18 protein-coding genes are annotated in these 15402 nt (G+C 59.7%); all 18 read left to right on the top strand.

Features of this window, described 5'->3' with window-relative positions; translation table 11 throughout:
* The first annotated feature begins 312 nt into the window (after positions 1 to 312).
* Positions 313 to 606 (top strand): hypothetical protein, encoded by a 294-nt coding sequence (locus tag SB822_RS00975; protein WP_410853744.1) that lies wholly within the window; start codon positions 313 to 315, stop codon positions 604 to 606.
* A 333-nt stretch (positions 607 to 939) separates the two neighbouring features.
* Positions 940 to 1383, top strand: a complete 444-nt coding sequence (locus SB822_RS00980; RefSeq protein WP_410853745.1) for an HNH endonuclease — start codon at positions 940 to 942, stop codon at positions 1381 to 1383.
* Positions 1384 to 2444: 1061 nt separating this feature from the next.
* Positions 2445 to 2699, top strand: coding sequence for a hypothetical protein (locus SB822_RS00985; RefSeq protein WP_410853746.1), 255 nt, complete (start codon positions 2445 to 2447; stop codon positions 2697 to 2699).
* A 42-nt stretch (positions 2700 to 2741) separates the two neighbouring features.
* Positions 2742 to 3542: a hypothetical protein gene (locus SB822_RS00990; protein WP_410853747.1), complete on the top strand. Its 801-nt coding sequence runs from the start codon at positions 2742 to 2744 to the stop codon at positions 3540 to 3542.
* Positions 3543 to 4377: 835 nt separating this feature from the next.
* Positions 4378 to 5049 carry a hypothetical protein gene (locus tag SB822_RS00995; protein WP_410853748.1) on the top strand — a complete coding sequence of 224 codons (672 nt, stop codon included), beginning with the start codon at positions 4378 to 4380 and terminating at the stop codon, positions 5047 to 5049.
* 206 nt (positions 5050 to 5255) lie between these two features.
* Entirely contained in the window at positions 5256 to 5834 is a 579-nt protein-coding gene (locus SB822_RS01000) for a hypothetical protein (RefSeq protein ID WP_410853749.1), read from the top strand.
* A gap of 180 nt (positions 5835 to 6014) precedes the next feature.
* Positions 6015 to 6839, top strand: coding sequence for a hypothetical protein (locus SB822_RS01005; RefSeq protein ID WP_410853750.1), 825 nt, complete (start codon positions 6015 to 6017; stop codon positions 6837 to 6839).
* A gap of 201 nt (positions 6840 to 7040) precedes the next feature.
* The gene (locus tag SB822_RS01010) at positions 7041 to 8060 is read left to right on the top strand and encodes a hypothetical protein (RefSeq protein ID WP_410853751.1); all 1020 of its coding nucleotides are present in this window, start codon (positions 7041 to 7043) and stop codon (positions 8058 to 8060) included.
* Positions 8061 to 8249: 189 nt separating this feature from the next.
* A complete protein-coding gene (locus SB822_RS01015; RefSeq protein WP_410853752.1) occupies positions 8250 to 9041 on the top strand; it encodes a phage protein NinX family protein in 792 nt (263 codons plus the stop codon).
* A 281-nt stretch (positions 9042 to 9322) separates the two neighbouring features.
* Complete coding sequence (locus SB822_RS01020) at positions 9323 to 10210, top strand: hypothetical protein (protein WP_410853753.1); 888 nt, start codon at positions 9323 to 9325, stop codon at positions 10208 to 10210.
* A gap of 363 nt (positions 10211 to 10573) precedes the next feature.
* A complete protein-coding gene (locus SB822_RS01025) occupies positions 10574 to 11422 on the top strand; it encodes a hypothetical protein (protein ID WP_410853754.1) in 849 nt (282 codons plus the stop codon).
* A gap of 193 nt (positions 11423 to 11615) precedes the next feature.
* Positions 11616 to 11801 carry a helix-turn-helix domain-containing protein gene (locus SB822_RS01030; protein WP_410853755.1) on the top strand — a complete coding sequence of 62 codons (186 nt, stop codon included), beginning with the start codon at positions 11616 to 11618 and terminating at the stop codon, positions 11799 to 11801.
* Between the two features lie 147 nt (positions 11802 to 11948).
* Positions 11949 to 12425 carry a hypothetical protein gene (locus tag SB822_RS01035; protein WP_410853756.1) on the top strand — a complete coding sequence of 159 codons (477 nt, stop codon included), beginning with the start codon at positions 11949 to 11951 and terminating at the stop codon, positions 12423 to 12425.
* Positions 12426 to 12464: 39 nt separating this feature from the next.
* On the top strand, positions 12465 to 12776 hold the full coding sequence (locus SB822_RS01040) for a hypothetical protein (RefSeq protein ID WP_410853757.1): 312 nt from the start codon (positions 12465 to 12467) through the stop codon (positions 12774 to 12776).
* Between the two features lie 61 nt (positions 12777 to 12837).
* Positions 12838 to 13401 carry a hypothetical protein gene (locus SB822_RS01045; protein WP_410853758.1) on the top strand — a complete coding sequence of 188 codons (564 nt, stop codon included), beginning with the start codon at positions 12838 to 12840 and terminating at the stop codon, positions 13399 to 13401.
* A 271-nt stretch (positions 13402 to 13672) separates the two neighbouring features.
* Positions 13673 to 14209 (top strand): FadR/GntR family transcriptional regulator, encoded by a 537-nt coding sequence (locus SB822_RS01050; RefSeq protein WP_410853759.1) that lies wholly within the window; start codon positions 13673 to 13675, stop codon positions 14207 to 14209.
* 36 nt (positions 14210 to 14245) lie between these two features.
* Complete coding sequence (locus tag SB822_RS01055; RefSeq protein ID WP_410853760.1) at positions 14246 to 14782, top strand: hypothetical protein; 537 nt, start codon at positions 14246 to 14248, stop codon at positions 14780 to 14782.
* Positions 14783 to 14923: 141 nt separating this feature from the next.
* Positions 14924 to 15307, top strand: a complete 384-nt coding sequence (locus SB822_RS01060) for a hypothetical protein (protein WP_410853761.1) — start codon at positions 14924 to 14926, stop codon at positions 15305 to 15307.
* The last annotated feature ends 95 nt before the right edge of the window (positions 15308 to 15402 follow it).

Genomic DNA, 15402 nt, shown 5'->3' on the forward strand with positions numbered 1-15402 from the left:
CCCTTTTCCTCGCCCCATTTTAGCCTTTATCGCCGAAGAGGCTCCGCAGAGACTGCGGAGCGCCAGTCGCATGCGTCGCGGCTAACAACGGAAAAGCCCCGCCCGCCCGCGTGCGCGTTCTTTGCGCCCGACTTCGTCCAGCCTCCGTCGCATCTTCCCCTACGCCGCGCCGCACGGCGTATCGAGGAAAAATATTGCCCATCGACCCTGAACATTTACCGTCCGTTGTCGATTAAGAACGTGACCGGGTTGCCTGCCTAGCTATGGTACCGGCTCACGGAAAAGCGACTAGACCAGCACAAGGAAAAGTTTGTGGGCGCATATCAACGCAACGAGACCGTCGGGTTGGCAGCGCTGCTGCTCTTCCTGATGGCCTGCTTTCCGGACCACGTCACGGTGATTGGGGTCTTGTTTCTTGTTTCGGTGCTCGCGTTGGATGATCTTTCAGAAACGGCCTTCCTGCAGGCGATGCTGGATGGCACGATCAGGCAGACGTCCACCGAGCCGGTGATTTACATTATTGACCCGTCATGCAGGTTCAAGTTGTTTGTGTGGCGGCAAGCGCAGTTCATGCAACCTGTCCGGAACGTCCCGAGGAGCGACTAGGGAGGGCACGACGTCGGATTTAAGACAGCGCGCTCGCTCACTGGTTGCTGAGTCGGCCGGGGGATGTGCGAGACCATTCCGCGTATATGCATCTCGGATGCAACCGGCGTCCTGCCGGCGTGGTTGGTCGGTTGCCGGTTCAAGGATAACTATTGTGGGCATCAAACCCGAGTATGAGTTTGCGGTTGAGTGAGCGGCGCAGCGGTGTGCTACCGGAGGAGCGAGGTGGCGATCGGATTGTCGATGGCGGCACGCGGCGGACCGTAAGTTTGATTGACTGCTAGCAGTGAGCGCCGAGCGAGGCCGAGTCGTACACGGTAATTGCGATAAGACATGGAACATCAAACCGTCCGCGTTGTTAGCGACAATTGCGAATCGCTCGCGAATTGCACGCGAGCACGAGCGGAATTCATGGTATCAAGAGGGAAAGCGGAAGTGTTCGCGGTCGCCCCCTTCACGATCCGCTTGCTTCGGTCGCCGGGCGACGGCGCGTCACCCACGCCATCGACAGGGCTAAGCGGTAATCAAAAGAAGAAGCGTAAGAGAAAGGTCGCTCGGCTTCATGAGCGCGATGGGTCGAACTGTTTCTACTGCGGCAAAGTGATGCCTCCCGATGATATGACTCTTGAGCACCTGTTGGCCAAAGCCGACGGTGGTTCCGATCACCCGTCGAACCTTGTACTCGCCCATGCGGCTTGCAACCAGATGGCCGCCGACATGCCGGTGATCGGTAAGGTGTTGCTCCGCGATCACCTGCAACGGAAATCTCGCGAGTGATTTTGGCTCTCAATTGGACGGGCGCGCCCTACGTGCTGCCCGTCCGGCGCCCGAGGTGCAGTCGGCGCGGAGCCCCTCACCTGCCGGCGTCCGACCACAGGAGAACTGCCTGCCATCTTTGAAGTGAGGCTTCGCAAATAACAGAGGGCTTCGGAGCAGGCACATGGCCACTGAAAATATTTGAGCGCCGCCCTGAACATTCCCGATACGTTGCCGATTAAGGTTGTGACGTCGCAGCTGCCGCCACTCAGTTCGCACGGTTTGAGCATTGTGAAATCTGGGCGCGCAGAGTTGTCGCGGGCCGCTGGTCACGCCGGGACTGGCTCGATCTATGTCGACTTTTAATGGGGGGATGATGGAGAAGCATGGGATTCTGGTTCTTCTGTGTCTGACGACGGCGCTGATGCTTTTCACGGCATTGATTGCGCGCCGCTATGCAAGACCAGCAGCACGCGATGGGAACCGTATCGCGTTACTGGTTTGGGCCGCAGGCTTGAGCGTTGCCTGGTATGGCTGTGGGTTTCCATTCATAGGGTTAGCCATCCTTTTGATCGGGGTTGCGATCGGGGCGCTTTGGTGGCGGACGGGAAAGCGGATGCAACATGCAAATTCGCAGCGTTAGCCTACGCAAGCCTACGTTTGTCGACGTGGCCGGTGACCACTGTGCAATCGCCGCGATCAATCTTGCGGCGTCGGAGGTCGCGCACGCTATCGTGCTTTGAATCGGGTGAAAAAGATGCGAGTTTGTGATGCCGCGCTGGAAGTTATGAAAGAGACCCGGAACCCGAGCCTGATGTACGGGGACGAATGGCTCTGTCATCGGATCGCAGACCGAATGCGGTGGGCGCACGAAGGCCCGTACACGAGCCAGCGTGTGCTTCGCGCACTCGCAAAGACGCCCGGCCGCCTCGTCAAGGGACTGGTGCGCATGCCGGGTGATTGCTGTGCGCGTGGTCAAGCAGTTTTGCATTTCCAGTTGCCCGAGCCGGAATATGGCCAGCTAATGAACGAACTGAGATCACCCACTCCGCGGGTGGGATGACCTAAAGGGCTTCGACACAATGGCTTCGATTGAAAACTCTGGCGTGCTTGACCCAGCCGAACTGAGAGACATGCCGGACCATATGCTGGCAGTTCAGGATCTGGTTCAGCAAGGTGCCGTGCATGCCGTCAGTTTCTTGCTGCAAAACGGCTGCAATGAACAGACGGCGACACAGATGCTTGCGTCGCTTCGCGAAAACTCCCGGCATATTCGTGAAGAAGCCTCCCGCAGAGGATCTCCTCTGTTCGAACAGGATCCGCTTGCGTTCAATTAGCAAGACCAAAGCTGGCGCGCAAACTGAGTGAGGAGAATTGCCATGTACGTCGACCCGCGTGTAGCCCACGCACGAGCCAGGCTGGTTCTAAGCGAGCGAGCGGTCAACCCCAGCGATCTGGACGCAAAGGTTGCTGGTATCGTGTCCGCAAGTCTTTACAGGGGCAAGGGTACGTTGAGCCTGCGAGAGTTTCGTCGGCGAGTCGAGACCTCACTGGCAACCGCACTAAGGGGACAGGGCTTCGGTTTTGACGTTCTCATCGACACCTCCCCGGACAAACGCTACGGGTTTCTGGCACGCATCACGGTGGCGGACGCCATCAACGGCTTACGTGGTGTTAGTTATTCTATGATGTGGGGTGAACCTGGCGTGCAAATTGGCGAATGGCTCACGATAGCGCCCCATGCCGTGGCTCGCTGTCTTCAGCGAAACGGCAGTCTGCGCCTTTCGGACATCCGTTACGAGCTGATGTGTGCTTCGGCCATGGCGTTGCCAATGGCTTACTTCGCGCAGGAACTTGGCTGGAAACAGGTATTTGTCCGAACACCGGCCGGATTGTTCGTCGGAGACTGGGGCGGTACTGGAATGGTTTTGCGCACCTATTTCCAGCCCGGCCTGAACGGGCGCAGTTCGAAATGGACGCAAATTAGTGAATTGCTTCCCGGGCTCCCGGCGGAGCCGATGACACAAGATGAACTCGACGGCTTTGCTAGAACCCTCGTCGGGTGGCTCAGAGCGAACCGGGCAGCGATCGAGATGCACTCAGCGTTTCTCCGCGAGCCCCATCAACGCGTGGAGGACCACCTCGATGCGGCCTGGCAAGACAAGAGCTTAGCCGCTTAACCGAAGACTTTGCCAACGCTGGCGCCTGGATAGCTGCGCGTGGCTCTTTGTGTCCGACACCACCCTCCTGGCAGCCCGTCGCGCTGTCGCGCAGATCGCGCGCGTGCCCCGATCGTGGGCCCCTCGCCCGGACGGGCGCGCCCTACTTGCCGCGCGTGCGGCGCCTGATGTACAATCGCCGCCGTGCCGCTAAAACGGCAATCAAATACTCAGGTTGGTGCGCTAGTGGTGCGGTGCCCAGACCAGTAGTCTCCCAGAGCATATTCAGCTGAAGCCCTCTTCACCTGAGCGTTGCTCGCCGGTTTTCATCGCCCCGAAGGGCATAACCCGGAGACTCTCCCATGAAAAGCGATCCCCAGAAGTTCTACGACCCGGCCGACGTCAGTCGCGATCCCGAGGAAGCCGCGGTATAAATCGCGTTCTACCGCGCCAAGCATCGCTGATACGTGCTGCTGCCCGCCGCCGCGCTCTCTCGGCGTTCGTACGCCGCATTTTCGGCTTCTGATCAACCCGCACCCTGGCCCACCATCCGGACTCCCCGGATCGCGGCCTCCGCTCTCGCAACGCGATCGCCATATACGCCCGGCAAGTCCGCTGCCCTCAACTCCAGATCGCACCCTTGCATCAGCCTCGTGCCACCGTCGACGCTGTTTCAAGCGTGTCAAGCGCTCCTCCCGCTTATCAACAGCCTCTTTCGAGGCATCACCGGGAGTCATTCATGAACGTGGAAGCAAAGACGCAAGGCAAAACCGTCGCGAAACAAATGGTGCGTGTGCTGTTCGGCTACACGGAGTCAGTCTTGCCGCCGCGATGCCGGAATCCGCGTGATGTCCGGATGGATGACGGCAGCATCGTCATTGGCATTCCGGTTGTCACGGGTGAAGCCGCACCGGTAGCACTGCGTGCCACCGGGCGAAGCCTTACCACCGACAAAAGATGGACCGTCGAATACCGCTGGTGGAAGAACCAATTGTGGACGAGCGTCAACGTCGACAGCAATTCGGAGCCCCGCGGCCGCCATTCGGGAAAGGAAAATTGGGACTGGCCCGCTTTCCCCGAGCAGATCGACGTCCGTGACGGACATCGGAACCGGAGCCAGGAGTACGGATATTCCGAAGACCGACCGTCGCTTCCTCAAGCAGACGTTGTCAAAGGCATCAAGGCGTTGTCGCGCGAGCATCTCGTCATCGACGGAAAGGCGTACCGCACTGCACGTGAACACTGTTACAAGGTCCTGACATTCGGCCTTGGCCGCAATCACGGTGGTACGGGCTTGTTCGTCGACGCCGCGAGCAATGCGCGGCACGCGCGAAGCGAGGGTTTTTTCAATCTCTTCGAACGTGAAGCAGCGATCCGGTATGGCACGGAGGTCGCGCAAGAGCGTGGCGACACCGATAGCCTGCCGATGAAGGTGAACTGTGACGTCGAGTGGGAGATTCTCCTTCCGGAAGCAGTTCGCTTGCCCGCGCGTGAGCAGAACCGGGCCGCGCCGGCCGTGAAACGTTAAGCGACAGGAATTTCTGTCACCGAGGCCCACGCCATGTCATCTGACACGGCGCGGGACCTCCGTTTAAGCGACATCAAGGGCATGCGTTCGATCGCGGATACAAGCCCGACCCAGCACTCTCCGGCCAGCGCCAGACTCTGTCCCGAGCGTCGCTCATTCTTCCCGCTTTTCTACGCCGACACCGGCAACCAGTGAGGAGAAACTTGATGAATCGGCAAACCGATGGAAAGAACGCAGAAAGTAACGAACCGGTCGCGCGCCCGGCGAAGCATGCAGACGTACTGGCGCAAGCGCTGACAGACCTGGTGCAGGCCGTCGAATTCAGCCCGCTCGGCGTTGGCGCGATCAAGGCGGTAGCGGCAGCAAAAGCTGTCCTGCAAAAGCAGGTCGCATCTCATTGGTCTCCACTGTCGGGTGCGATGAGTGATGAGCAATACATCGCTCACCGCGGTATGGCGTGTCCTTCCTGCGGCAGTCGCGACATTGGCGCTGGCAGCATGGAAGCCGACGGCGATAGTGCCACCCAGGATGTCAGCTGTCGCGCATGTGGCGGAGGATGGGCGGACGTATATAAACTCGCCGGATACTCGGACCTCGACGGCGGCATCGACACTGAAGCGGTCGAGGCCGTGGTTATAGACGTGCGCGACAGAGCATCCAAGTACGGTTTTTCGATCGACACCGCGGAACAGGCGCGTGAGGTAGTCGCGGAGACGTGCGACCTCCTCGATTCGTCTGTCACTGAAAGAGAAAGAGAGATCGCTGTGAACGAACTCACTTCCTGAAGACTTTCTGAAAGGACTGGCAATGCCCGCGCCGCCCACCTTCGGGCGAGCGCGCGGTCGCTTCCATTCGCGCGTACTTTGCTCATTGCACGATCCGCTAAGCGCCCCACCCGCTTACCAGAACGTCGCATGTTCTTCCCTCTTGCAGCGCTGTGAAAACAGCACCATTCGGAGATGAACATGAATCAAGAAACAAACGCGGTCAAGAAGATCGACGACATGCACGAGTTGATCGGGGATCTCGTCGACTACGTCGAACGCTTCGCGGATTCGAACGGCGAGCCGAGCGACGGTAATTGCCGGGAGATCATCCGGAAGGCGGAGTGCTGGCTCGAGGCTGGCTCGATGACGCTCGATCCGTTCGACCTCGTTTCGGGGCTCGCGGTGTACGCCGAACGCTTTGCTGACGCGAACGACGAACCTGCCGATGGTGATTGCCGAAAGGTGCTCGCGCGTGCCGCTGGAATAGCTGCAAGTCGTCCGGGTGTAACTCCGGCGCCGGTGGTCGCGCGTTTTCGCGCCGACGGCAACATGAACGAGGCTGTAGCAAAGATGCGCAAACTCATCGAGCAGCAGTCGCCCGAGACGCGTTCTGGACTGGAGTCGGCGTTCAACAACGTGCTGATTGCCTACGAAGCAGTACGCGACCAGTTGTATAGCGACTGGCGCGCGGCGAAGGCGCAGGCAGCACAACTGCCTGAGACCAAGCAGACAGTCGATGGCCACCCGGCGGGTGGCACATGGGAAACTCGCACCATCGCCCTGCCATCGTTCGAAATCGTCGTCTCGTCAGATGGCCAGGGCTCGGGTACCGTAACCTCAACGCTCGACGAAGAGGCCGGTCCCGATGGAATTGAGTTTCTCGGTGTGAAGCTCCTGGTCCTGGGGCACGCGCGTGCAGGCGTAGACATTCTCTCGCCCGGTTACATCGCCGGCCTTGACCTGGGCGTCGAACACATCAGAAACCGCCTGCAGGAAATCGCCGAGTCCTCCGACGAGCTCTAAGGCTCCCGTAACCGAAAGCTGAATCGCTCAGTCAACTCGCGGTCCGCCGCCCCACCGGGGCCGGCGGATTGCGACTTCTGCGCACGTTCCGCACCGACCATATTTCCGAGCATATTCCGGCCAGCGCGCCTCGCTGCCCCGAGCATGTCCGCTCGACTGTTCCATAACGCCGCAACCCCGGCACCACGAGGAGCAGAAGAAATGAAAGAGCAAACCAACGAAGTTGTGCAAACGGTAGAAAACCAGGCTGTGACTGGCACGGTTGACAAGGGAGTGTTACATGCGCTCGTTGGTCGGGTGCGCGGCGCCTTCCAGTCCGCTATCGACGTTGCGTACTGCCCGTCGAGCGAGCCTTTCAAAGGTGCGTCCAGACGGTTTTATGAGGCGCTGGACGGCTTGTCCTCCGTGATCGATGCAATCGGCGTTGGCGCTCCCCTGGCTTCAGCCACCGCGAGGACGTTGGACTATCTGATCGCGGATAACGCAGAGGTGCCGTTCATCGCGATCAACTTTGTCGGTGACGATCCCGACGAGTTCGAGCAACTTGCTTCGTGGGCGCTGCCCGTCGACGAAGCGTCGCGCGAAGAGCTCGAGCTGCTCGTGATCGGTGCGGTCACGGCTGCAAACGAGTCCGGCCAGCGTACGGCCTCGGGCCTGCTCATGGCCTGTGCAGCGCATTGCAGAACGCGTCGCAACGATGGGCCGATGACTGACACCCAGACACTGGCGTACGACAGGCTTGTCAAGGCGGCCGCCCGGGCCGCCGGCGAGGTGCATGCTTCGAAGCCGGTTCCAGATGTGCACTTTGCGCTGGCGGCATCGGCGCGCGAGTTTGCACAAAGTAATGCTATCGCGCGCGTCGGCGACGTCGTGGAGACGAAGTGGGGAGACTGGAAGTCTTCGCACCGGGTGCGTGTCACCGCTGTAGGCGCCCATCTCGTTTCACGATGGGACGTTGACCGGAAAGATTTCATCGCCGGTTTCGCAATGAACTACACGGCCGAGCGGCTGCGCAAGGATGGCACTTCAGCCGAACGAAGCGCGGGATGCGGCATCTGTCTGACCAACCTGCGTACGGACGATGGGCAGGAATGGGATCAGGGTGGGCGTGGTCACGAGGAGATGGGATTCAATCACGCCGGGCTATCCTGGCTGATCGACTCAGCCTCCCCGCGTTTGCGCGCGCCTGGTTTTGATAACGAAAATGCGTCGGTTGCATAGCGGCTTACGCGACGCAAGCTGATTCCAGCGCTGGCCCTTCTCCGGAAGGGTCAGCCGCTGGCACCTATTTCGATGGGCACTCTTTGAAACAAGAGGCCGCTCAGCGTTCTCCGTATAGCGCGACCCGCTATCCAGAGCTAACGCTCTGCCCTTCTATCAACGCCACACCGTGGCACACAGGAGGAAATCGTGAATCAGCAAGTATCAAACAACAGTCCTGAGGCCCGACACCTGTCGCCAGCCTGGTCCGATGCGCACGACGCGGCGGCCGCAACCGAAGGATGGTGTATCAGCGACAGCACCGGAAGCGTCAACGGTCCGTGGCAAGTCCAGCGTATCGACGATCCGGGCGCATTCGAGTTAGCGGCGGGATTCGCCCCGGGTGTACTGGCAAGCGACGACGATGCGCTCAGGCTTGTCGCCAACGGCAACGGGGCACACCACCTCGCGGCGCGGGTTTTCATGCAAGCGCACAATCCATCCGAGTTTGAGGCGATCCTGAAGTTTCTGGATGCTGCACCGGGAGGTTCGCCCACCGGCGTCGCGACCGTGAAAGCAGCGGTCGCGAATCTCAGCGGTTACGCCTTGAACTGGGCTGTTGCGAAATGCGAGGGCCTCGACGTGACTATCACGCCGTCGCTGTCGGGTGGCTGGAACTGCGTGGCAGACCGCTTTCGGCCGTCCGTCGACCCTCGGGACGGGGTGCCGATCATCGAGCGGGACGGGATCACCATACGAAAGCACAAGCAGTCGGGTACGTGGTACGCGATGGCCCTCGATGACGCAGGTGACGGCCAACGGGTCGATTGGGCGGAGTTCACATTCCGTGGTGGCGAACGCTATGGCGCCCATTCGTATGAAATCCGCAAGCGGCGGCAGAGCTTCGCCGGCCCGACCGCGCTCGTCTCGGCGATGCGCTGCTACGTAGCCTCCAGGCTCGGCGCAGAGCCAGAAATACCGGTTGTCCTGCTCAACCTGTAAGCAGATTCTCGGTCACGTCCGCACCACTTCTCCCGCAGGAGTGGTGCAGGTCGTGCTTACGGTCGATATGTCGCGGCGATTGTCGACTTACGTTGATTCATTTATGCTGTGGGCTGCCGTTTGATCGGCACTCTTCTATCTCAACTTGGCCGAAGCCCTTCTGCGCCGGCCCTGTCAGATCCTCCCGCATCCTCCGGGTAGCGCGTCGCGCGCTTTCCAGAGCATGCCCTGCTCCCAGTTCTTTCAACGCCGCATCGCGGCAGAACACATGGAGCGAAAACATGAACACCAACAATACCGCGGAAAAATCGGTGCGCGTCAACGTACGCCAGATCGTCGACATTCTCAGCAAATCCGACGACGAAGGGGTCGCAGGACTTTACGCGGTCATCTTCAACTTCGATACGACGGACGTGCCGGCGAGCAAGCTCGCTTCGATCGCGCTCGACATCTTTCACGCACGTCAGGGCATCGACTGCCTCGATGATTTCAGGATCGACGTCATCGATTCCTCCGGCAACCCTGTCGAGCAGGACGAAGCGCACGACGACTATTCGCGAAGCGCTTCCGGTCATGTCGAGAAACTCACCGACACCCCAGATGAATTGGGAGTCGGAGGGCAACCGGCAGGACGCCACTCTGTCGTGATCGAAGTTCCCGTCACGGCACAGGCGCCTGCAACGCCCGAAAGGATCCGCGCGACGGTTCATCGCCTGATCGAAGTCGGTCTGGAAGCCGCTGGCGCGGCTGTTGCGAGTGGCGGCGCCGACAAGGAAGCAGCGCAGTTTGCAATCGACCTGAACATTTTTCCGCCGACAGTCAAGGCCGCGGTCGTGGCCGCCCCGCTCGCGACCTCTGTTCGCACTGGGGAGGCCGTCATCATCGACAAGCAGGTCGGCGGCGAAGGTCAACGTACGTTTTTCAGAAGCGTGTTGTCGATCGACGGCTCGCGGTTTCTGATCAATATCATCGTTGACTCGGTAAAAGAGCAAAGTCGCGCGACGATCTCCCGCTGGTCGACCGCCGGTTGGCAAGAGGTTTACGCGCTGCACCCCGCTGAGATGGAGGTCGACTTCACGATGGGGTACGGAAGAAAGCCGATACGCGAAAGTGAATTCGAGCAGGTGACGTCTCGCCTGATTCGCGTGGCGACGGGTGTGTGCGTTTAACAGATCGCCGCGGCGCTAGTCCGAAGGGGCGTCGCACGTAACGTGTTCACCGGCCTCACACGCCCGCATGAAAACATCTATGGGGAAACTTGGTTGCTCTGGAAACCGAGCGACCTTAGAAACCGAATCTCCCTCGGAATCCCGCTCGCTATCCGTCACGGATTGCGGCGTGGTTCGGAGGGGATTCAGAAAATAACGACGGACAATTGCGGATGATGACGCCACGCGCCTACGGCTGCGTGATTCTCCATAGCGATCGCTTCGCCAGCACTCTCCGACCAGCGCAATCTACGCTGCTCCGAGCGTCGCTCGCTCCCGTGCTTTTTAACGCCGCATAGCGGTATCAAACTCGAGGAGCATCAAATGAATTCCGCAACCAATAAGACCGTGACGCAGCAAGCTGTCATCAAACTCGCCGTGCCGGGAACGGGCTATATCTGCTTTGACGGTGTGCCGAAGCTGGCGGTCGCCGTTTTCAGCGACGGTAAGCTCGATCTCGTTGGGGCGGACCTCGGCGACAGCGTTTACTGGACGCCCACGAGCGACGAATGGTCGTTTCGCTTCGGCCTGACCCGGGCATCTGATTTTGACTTCGAATACACGCTCGATGCAAAACTCGTCGAGGGTGCGTCAAGCGATGGGGCCGACGATCGTTGGGAAATTTCGGAGAAGGGAATGCAGTCCGACATCTGGTCCGATCTCCTTTCGAAGAACGGCCTGACGCGAACAGACGAGACGACCGCGTTCCGCGCGGCAACGCTCTACGTCGAAGCGTTCTCCTCGCACGCATTCCCTGACGCGCGTTGGGCGCAGGTTGAACTAAGCCCGCAGCTCGTAGGACGCATCAAGGAGTTGCGCGACCTGTGCCGGAGTTTGGGGCTTGCCGACGTTCGCGAGTTCGGCGCACCGGCGGCCTGGAGTGGCGAGCAGCAGTGGCGCCCGGACATGCCGCATCTGCGAGTGAGCCCGGAAGACTTCTGGTACGAGGTAAGGCCGAAAAATGTCGACGCTGAAGTGCGCACGCAAGCAGTGACGATCGACACGATGGTCGCACTTCTCGATCAAACACAGTCCGGTCAGCATGACACCGGTACGTTCAAATGGATCGACGGCAAGTTGTACTGCGACGGCAGCGACGCTGAAACGCTTGCCGAAGCAGTCGTCGACTATCTGGACGAAGAAAAAGAGGCGATGCGTTCCGAAAATGCGTAAGCCATCCTGAGTTCGTTAGGCCCGCCGTGTCTCTTCGGAGACCGGCGGGTTTTTTTTTGGTCTCGAATCGGCGATGGAGGATGACCGTTCTCTGCGGCCGCGTCGGGAGCATGTCAGCGCCTTGCCTTGTGTATAGCCGAGGAGAAAATGTTCACTTGCACGCCGTGTCCATTGAACATTAGGTTAATCATCCATGACCCCAGCAGATTTTTCTCATGCCCTTGCGCGTCTCGGGTGGACTCAAACGTCGTTTGCCGAATACGCCGGCTACACCCGAAAAACAGTCAGTTGGTGGACGACCGGCAAGAGCCCCGTACCCACGCTGGTCGCCAGGCACATGGATCTGCTGCTTGCCATTCGCGATCGCCTGCCGGACTGAAGCGCACGTGGGCCGAGACCGCGTCTAATCAAGCCCGGGACGACGCGAGCCGCGATGCTCGAAAAAAAAGTGTGGCCCGATCTGAACATTTGAATCCGGGCGCCGATTAAGCCCGTAATGAGCTGGCACTCTTCTTGAGAGAGCAAGATGAAACGATTGATTTTCGGGTCGCTTTTGACATTCGCCGTGGCCGCACAGGCGGCGTCAGGAACCTACACCCCCGAGGGCAATACTGCGACGGTGCTTGGAGTCGACTCCGAGCATCGAGGCTTCCGCGATGACGTTTGGCAACTCATCAACGATACGTACGCGGGCAATCCAGCGGTCCAGGCGGGCGCCGAGGCGGTAGCCAGGAGCTATCAGAACAGTATCGGCCCGGTCGCGCTCAACACGGTGGATACAAGCGCGATGGTGTTGCAGGATGCTCAGGTTGGCGCGTGTGCCGCATATAACGCGGGACCTGCGCATGCCGCCGAGTTGATACAGGCGATGCACGAGGTTTACGCCAGGACGTTCAACACTGAAGCCCGTATCACGGCGCGGCGGGCCTATGTTTCCGCCGGGAAAAACGTGGGTGCCATCCATCTTGACTACAAAAAGTGTGCTGAAACGGCAAATCGCTAGGCCTTAACACAACTCCGGTATGCGCCGGGAAGCAACGTTATGAACCACGAGAAGGCATTTCTGAAGTTCATCGACAGGGATAAGCGGGCCAACCTGAGCGATGGTATCGAATTTTTTGCAGTGGGCCTCATAGTGGCCAACCACATGGTGAACGGTGTAACGCCCACGGGATCAGGCAAAGACTACGCCGTGGAATACATCGACCCTTTTGGCGTCTACAACTTCGAGTGGCGCGCCCAGGAGGATATCGAAATCAGCGCAATCAGCGAGGGGGACTACGAGAACCTGAAAGCGTGTTTCGACCGGGTCGAGCTTGCAAGAAGAAAATGGACCCCCGCTGACCTGGTGTAAGCGTGCACAAACCGACCGGCCGGCCGCCGGGAAATTTGCAGTGAAGACGAGGGTAGTCAAAATGAATTCGGTTGCAGACCGCATCGCGGATAAAGGCGCAGAGCACAGCACGGCCGCCACATTACAGCATGGCGCAAGCTACCCGGGTGCGCGCCGCCTCTGGAGCGACGTTGCCGAGTTCGACGGAATGTCGGACAGGCTGGTCCTTGACGCGCTCCGATCCACGTTCGATGCGTCGCGGGCTCCGTTAGCCCTGAGGCTCCTGGACGTCGTAGTTCGTGGTCTTGATACCCTGAACCGTGAAGCGACTCCGGGCGTGATAAGACACCACGTGCTGTTGCGCAGCGATCACTTCCTCTATGCAGTCCTTGCGCAGTGGATGGTCAGGAACCACGAACGGCAGGAGACTTGGGACAAGGATCTGGCCAATCATTTGGCTCCGAAAGACCCCCGTGGGGTTGTCGCGGCGGCTGCCCTCTACAGGGATCTCGTTAATAAAGGCGCCGAGCCGGACGAGCTCGCAGACTGGATCGTTCTGCTGCTCGAGATTCCCCGAGACAAGTATGTGACGATCGCGGCCATAGCTGCAGAGATACTTGCCTACCTGCACGTCGGGCGGGCATAACGAAGCGATCGAAGTTCGGGTGACATCATCCAGTGGTTGAAGCGCGCGGCGAGTTTAGCGAAGAGCACCAAGCCGCGCTCCATGGTTGTCGGTCACTCGTCGCCCACACGGCGTGGCACGCACAAAAGCACTCTACGCTCAGAAAATATTCTGCTCCCCCGACCTGAATCCGTGGCGATTACAGCCGAATAAGGCAGTAGCCGCGCCCGGGCGCGCAATTTTCAGGTGCGCGCGCGTGTCGCACACATCACTGGACCGAACAGAGAAAAGAATGGAACGCGTAGACCCTTCGAAGAATGCTGGACATCTTCATCCGCCGTTCGAGCAACGAGCGCCGTTTTCGCCGAAAGTGCAAAGCGTGATGAACCGCCTCGCCGCTGACATTGTCGCAAAACGGTACGGAACAGTCCTTCCACCGCAGGATGTTCTGGCTGCAAAGCTCGGCGTCAGTCGGACGGTTCTGCGCGAGGCCGTGTCGATGCTGATCGCACGCGGAATGCTGGAAGCAAGACCGAGGACCGGTACTCGCGTTCGCCCGTGCCGGGACTGGATCGTCGTCAATGAGGACGTTTTGCAGTGGCGCGCATCGAGTGGCGGCACCCGTTATCGGATCGAGCAGGAAGGCGATTCATATGGACTTTACGCTGTACAAGATAAGCGCGGAAAACCCCAACGACTGGCCAGCGTGAGCGGCGCGTCGGAGGAAACCGTCCGGATCATTCTTGGTGCGCTTGAGGCGCTCATGCCAGATCCCGCAGAAATCCAGGCGAGTGCGGCGAAGGTAAAACGGCCCACGCAGCCGAATTGAGTGATGACGCATTGAACGATTGAACACAGGAAAGGTATGGATATTGAAACTGCAGAACAAATGCTGACGGATACCATTAAGGCGATGCTCGAGTGCGGCAAGTACCAGTCGGCACAGGCCGTAGTGGCACGGGTGCCGGCCCGCGATCAATTCATGAACGTGACTTGCGTCATGTTCGGCGGATCGGAAGAGGAGCTCAACGTCGTCGCGGCGCGCATCGTGGATCACTCTGGCTCCGAGCCTGTATTGCCGACGCATGTCGCCCTTGCGGGCGTTACTGAGCAGGCATCGCGGCAACCCGGCTTGGCTGTGGACGACCCCAGGCACCGGGCGCTCAGCCTCGCGGGACGCGCGCTGATTCGTATCCGCGTACTAAGCCGATGCGCACAGGACGACAGTCAGCGGCATGAGGCGAGGCTGCAACTGATCGAGAGACTGGCCGATAGCGCACACAACCTGCCGCAACTTGTTTTAACCCTCGGCGAGGACGCGTGGGCAACTCACGAAACGCTCGCAAGCGAAATCGGGCTGTGCGAAACCGCTCTCCGGGAGGCAGCGTCATTCAAACTGTAACGATTGAGATCGCCTCTGCAGACGGCCGAGCCGGCAGTGGCAACGGTTGCATCCCTGTGATTGGCATCCATCATCGCAGACGGGATCGCTGTATCTCGATCTATCACCCCTATCTTCCTTAATTCACGGAGAGCAGCACAAATGGACAACAAGACCACCGCGAGCAATGAGGTCAAACACGAGTCGGAGCTTCTACGCGTCATGTCCCACGATCCTGCCGACAACTTCCAGGCCGCGGGCCAGATGTGGGTGGCGCTTTGGATTGCGGGCGTCCTGTTGGGTTCTGTGCTTATCGGTCGGTGCATCGCCACCACAGAATGGCCCTGGATGAGCATCGTAGCTGCTCAGAAATGGACCGGCGCGCCTGTTTGTATTCTCGTGATTCTGCGGCTCGAAATGGACCTGGGCGGAAGCCCGCTCGCCCTTCTTCTCAAGATACTGACGCCCGCTGTGGCGGGGATCGCGTTGGGCTGGCTTACCTGCAGCGAGCCCGTTATCCGTTGGGTCGCTCATCTCGTTGGCTGATCGCGACGGTGTTTTGAACTGAACAGCAACACGACGGCCTATATGCGCGCCGGCAACGGGCGCGCTCGACCAAGCAGTGACGATCAAGGTTTACT

The organism is Paraburkholderia sp. SIMBA_054, assembly GCF_046534875.1.
Taxonomy (GTDB): domain Bacteria; phylum Pseudomonadota; class Gammaproteobacteria; order Burkholderiales; family Burkholderiaceae; genus Paraburkholderia; species Paraburkholderia hospita.

Bases quoted from the DNA above. Each gene is read 5' to 3' on its own strand.
- SB822_RS00980 (WP_410853745.1), top strand. From the start codon at position 940: ATGGAACATCAAACCGTCCGCGTTGTTAGCGACAATTGCGAATCGCTC.
- SB822_RS00985 (WP_410853746.1), top strand. From the start codon at position 2,445: ATGGCTTCGATTGAAAACTCTGGCGTGCTTGACCCAGCCGAACTGAGA.
- SB822_RS00990 (WP_410853747.1), top strand. From the start codon at position 2,742: ATGTACGTCGACCCGCGTGTAGCCCACGCACGAGCCAGGCTGGTTCTA.
- SB822_RS00995 (WP_410853748.1), top strand. From the start codon at position 4,378: ATGGATGACGGCAGCATCGTCATTGGCATTCCGGTTGTCACGGGTGAA.
- SB822_RS01000 (WP_410853749.1), top strand. From the start codon at position 5,256: ATGAATCGGCAAACCGATGGAAAGAACGCAGAAAGTAACGAACCGGTC.
- SB822_RS01005 (WP_410853750.1), top strand. From the start codon at position 6,015: ATGAATCAAGAAACAAACGCGGTCAAGAAGATCGACGACATGCACGAG.
- SB822_RS01010 (WP_410853751.1), top strand. From the start codon at position 7,041: ATGAAAGAGCAAACCAACGAAGTTGTGCAAACGGTAGAAAACCAGGCT.
- SB822_RS01020 (WP_410853753.1), top strand. From the start codon at position 9,323: ATGAACACCAACAATACCGCGGAAAAATCGGTGCGCGTCAACGTACGC.
- SB822_RS01025 (WP_410853754.1), top strand. From the start codon at position 10,574: ATGAATTCCGCAACCAATAAGACCGTGACGCAGCAAGCTGTCATCAAA.
- SB822_RS01030 (WP_410853755.1), top strand. From the start codon at position 11,616: ATGACCCCAGCAGATTTTTCTCATGCCCTTGCGCGTCTCGGGTGGACT.
- SB822_RS01035 (WP_410853756.1), top strand. From the start codon at position 11,949: ATGAAACGATTGATTTTCGGGTCGCTTTTGACATTCGCCGTGGCCGCA.
- SB822_RS01040 (WP_410853757.1), top strand. From the start codon at position 12,465: ATGAACCACGAGAAGGCATTTCTGAAGTTCATCGACAGGGATAAGCGG.
- SB822_RS01045 (WP_410853758.1), top strand. From the start codon at position 12,838: ATGAATTCGGTTGCAGACCGCATCGCGGATAAAGGCGCAGAGCACAGC.
- SB822_RS01050 (WP_410853759.1), top strand. From the start codon at position 13,673: ATGGAACGCGTAGACCCTTCGAAGAATGCTGGACATCTTCATCCGCCG.
- SB822_RS01055 (WP_410853760.1), top strand. From the start codon at position 14,246: ATGGATATTGAAACTGCAGAACAAATGCTGACGGATACCATTAAGGCG.
- SB822_RS01060 (WP_410853761.1), top strand. From the start codon at position 14,924: ATGGACAACAAGACCACCGCGAGCAATGAGGTCAAACACGAGTCGGAG.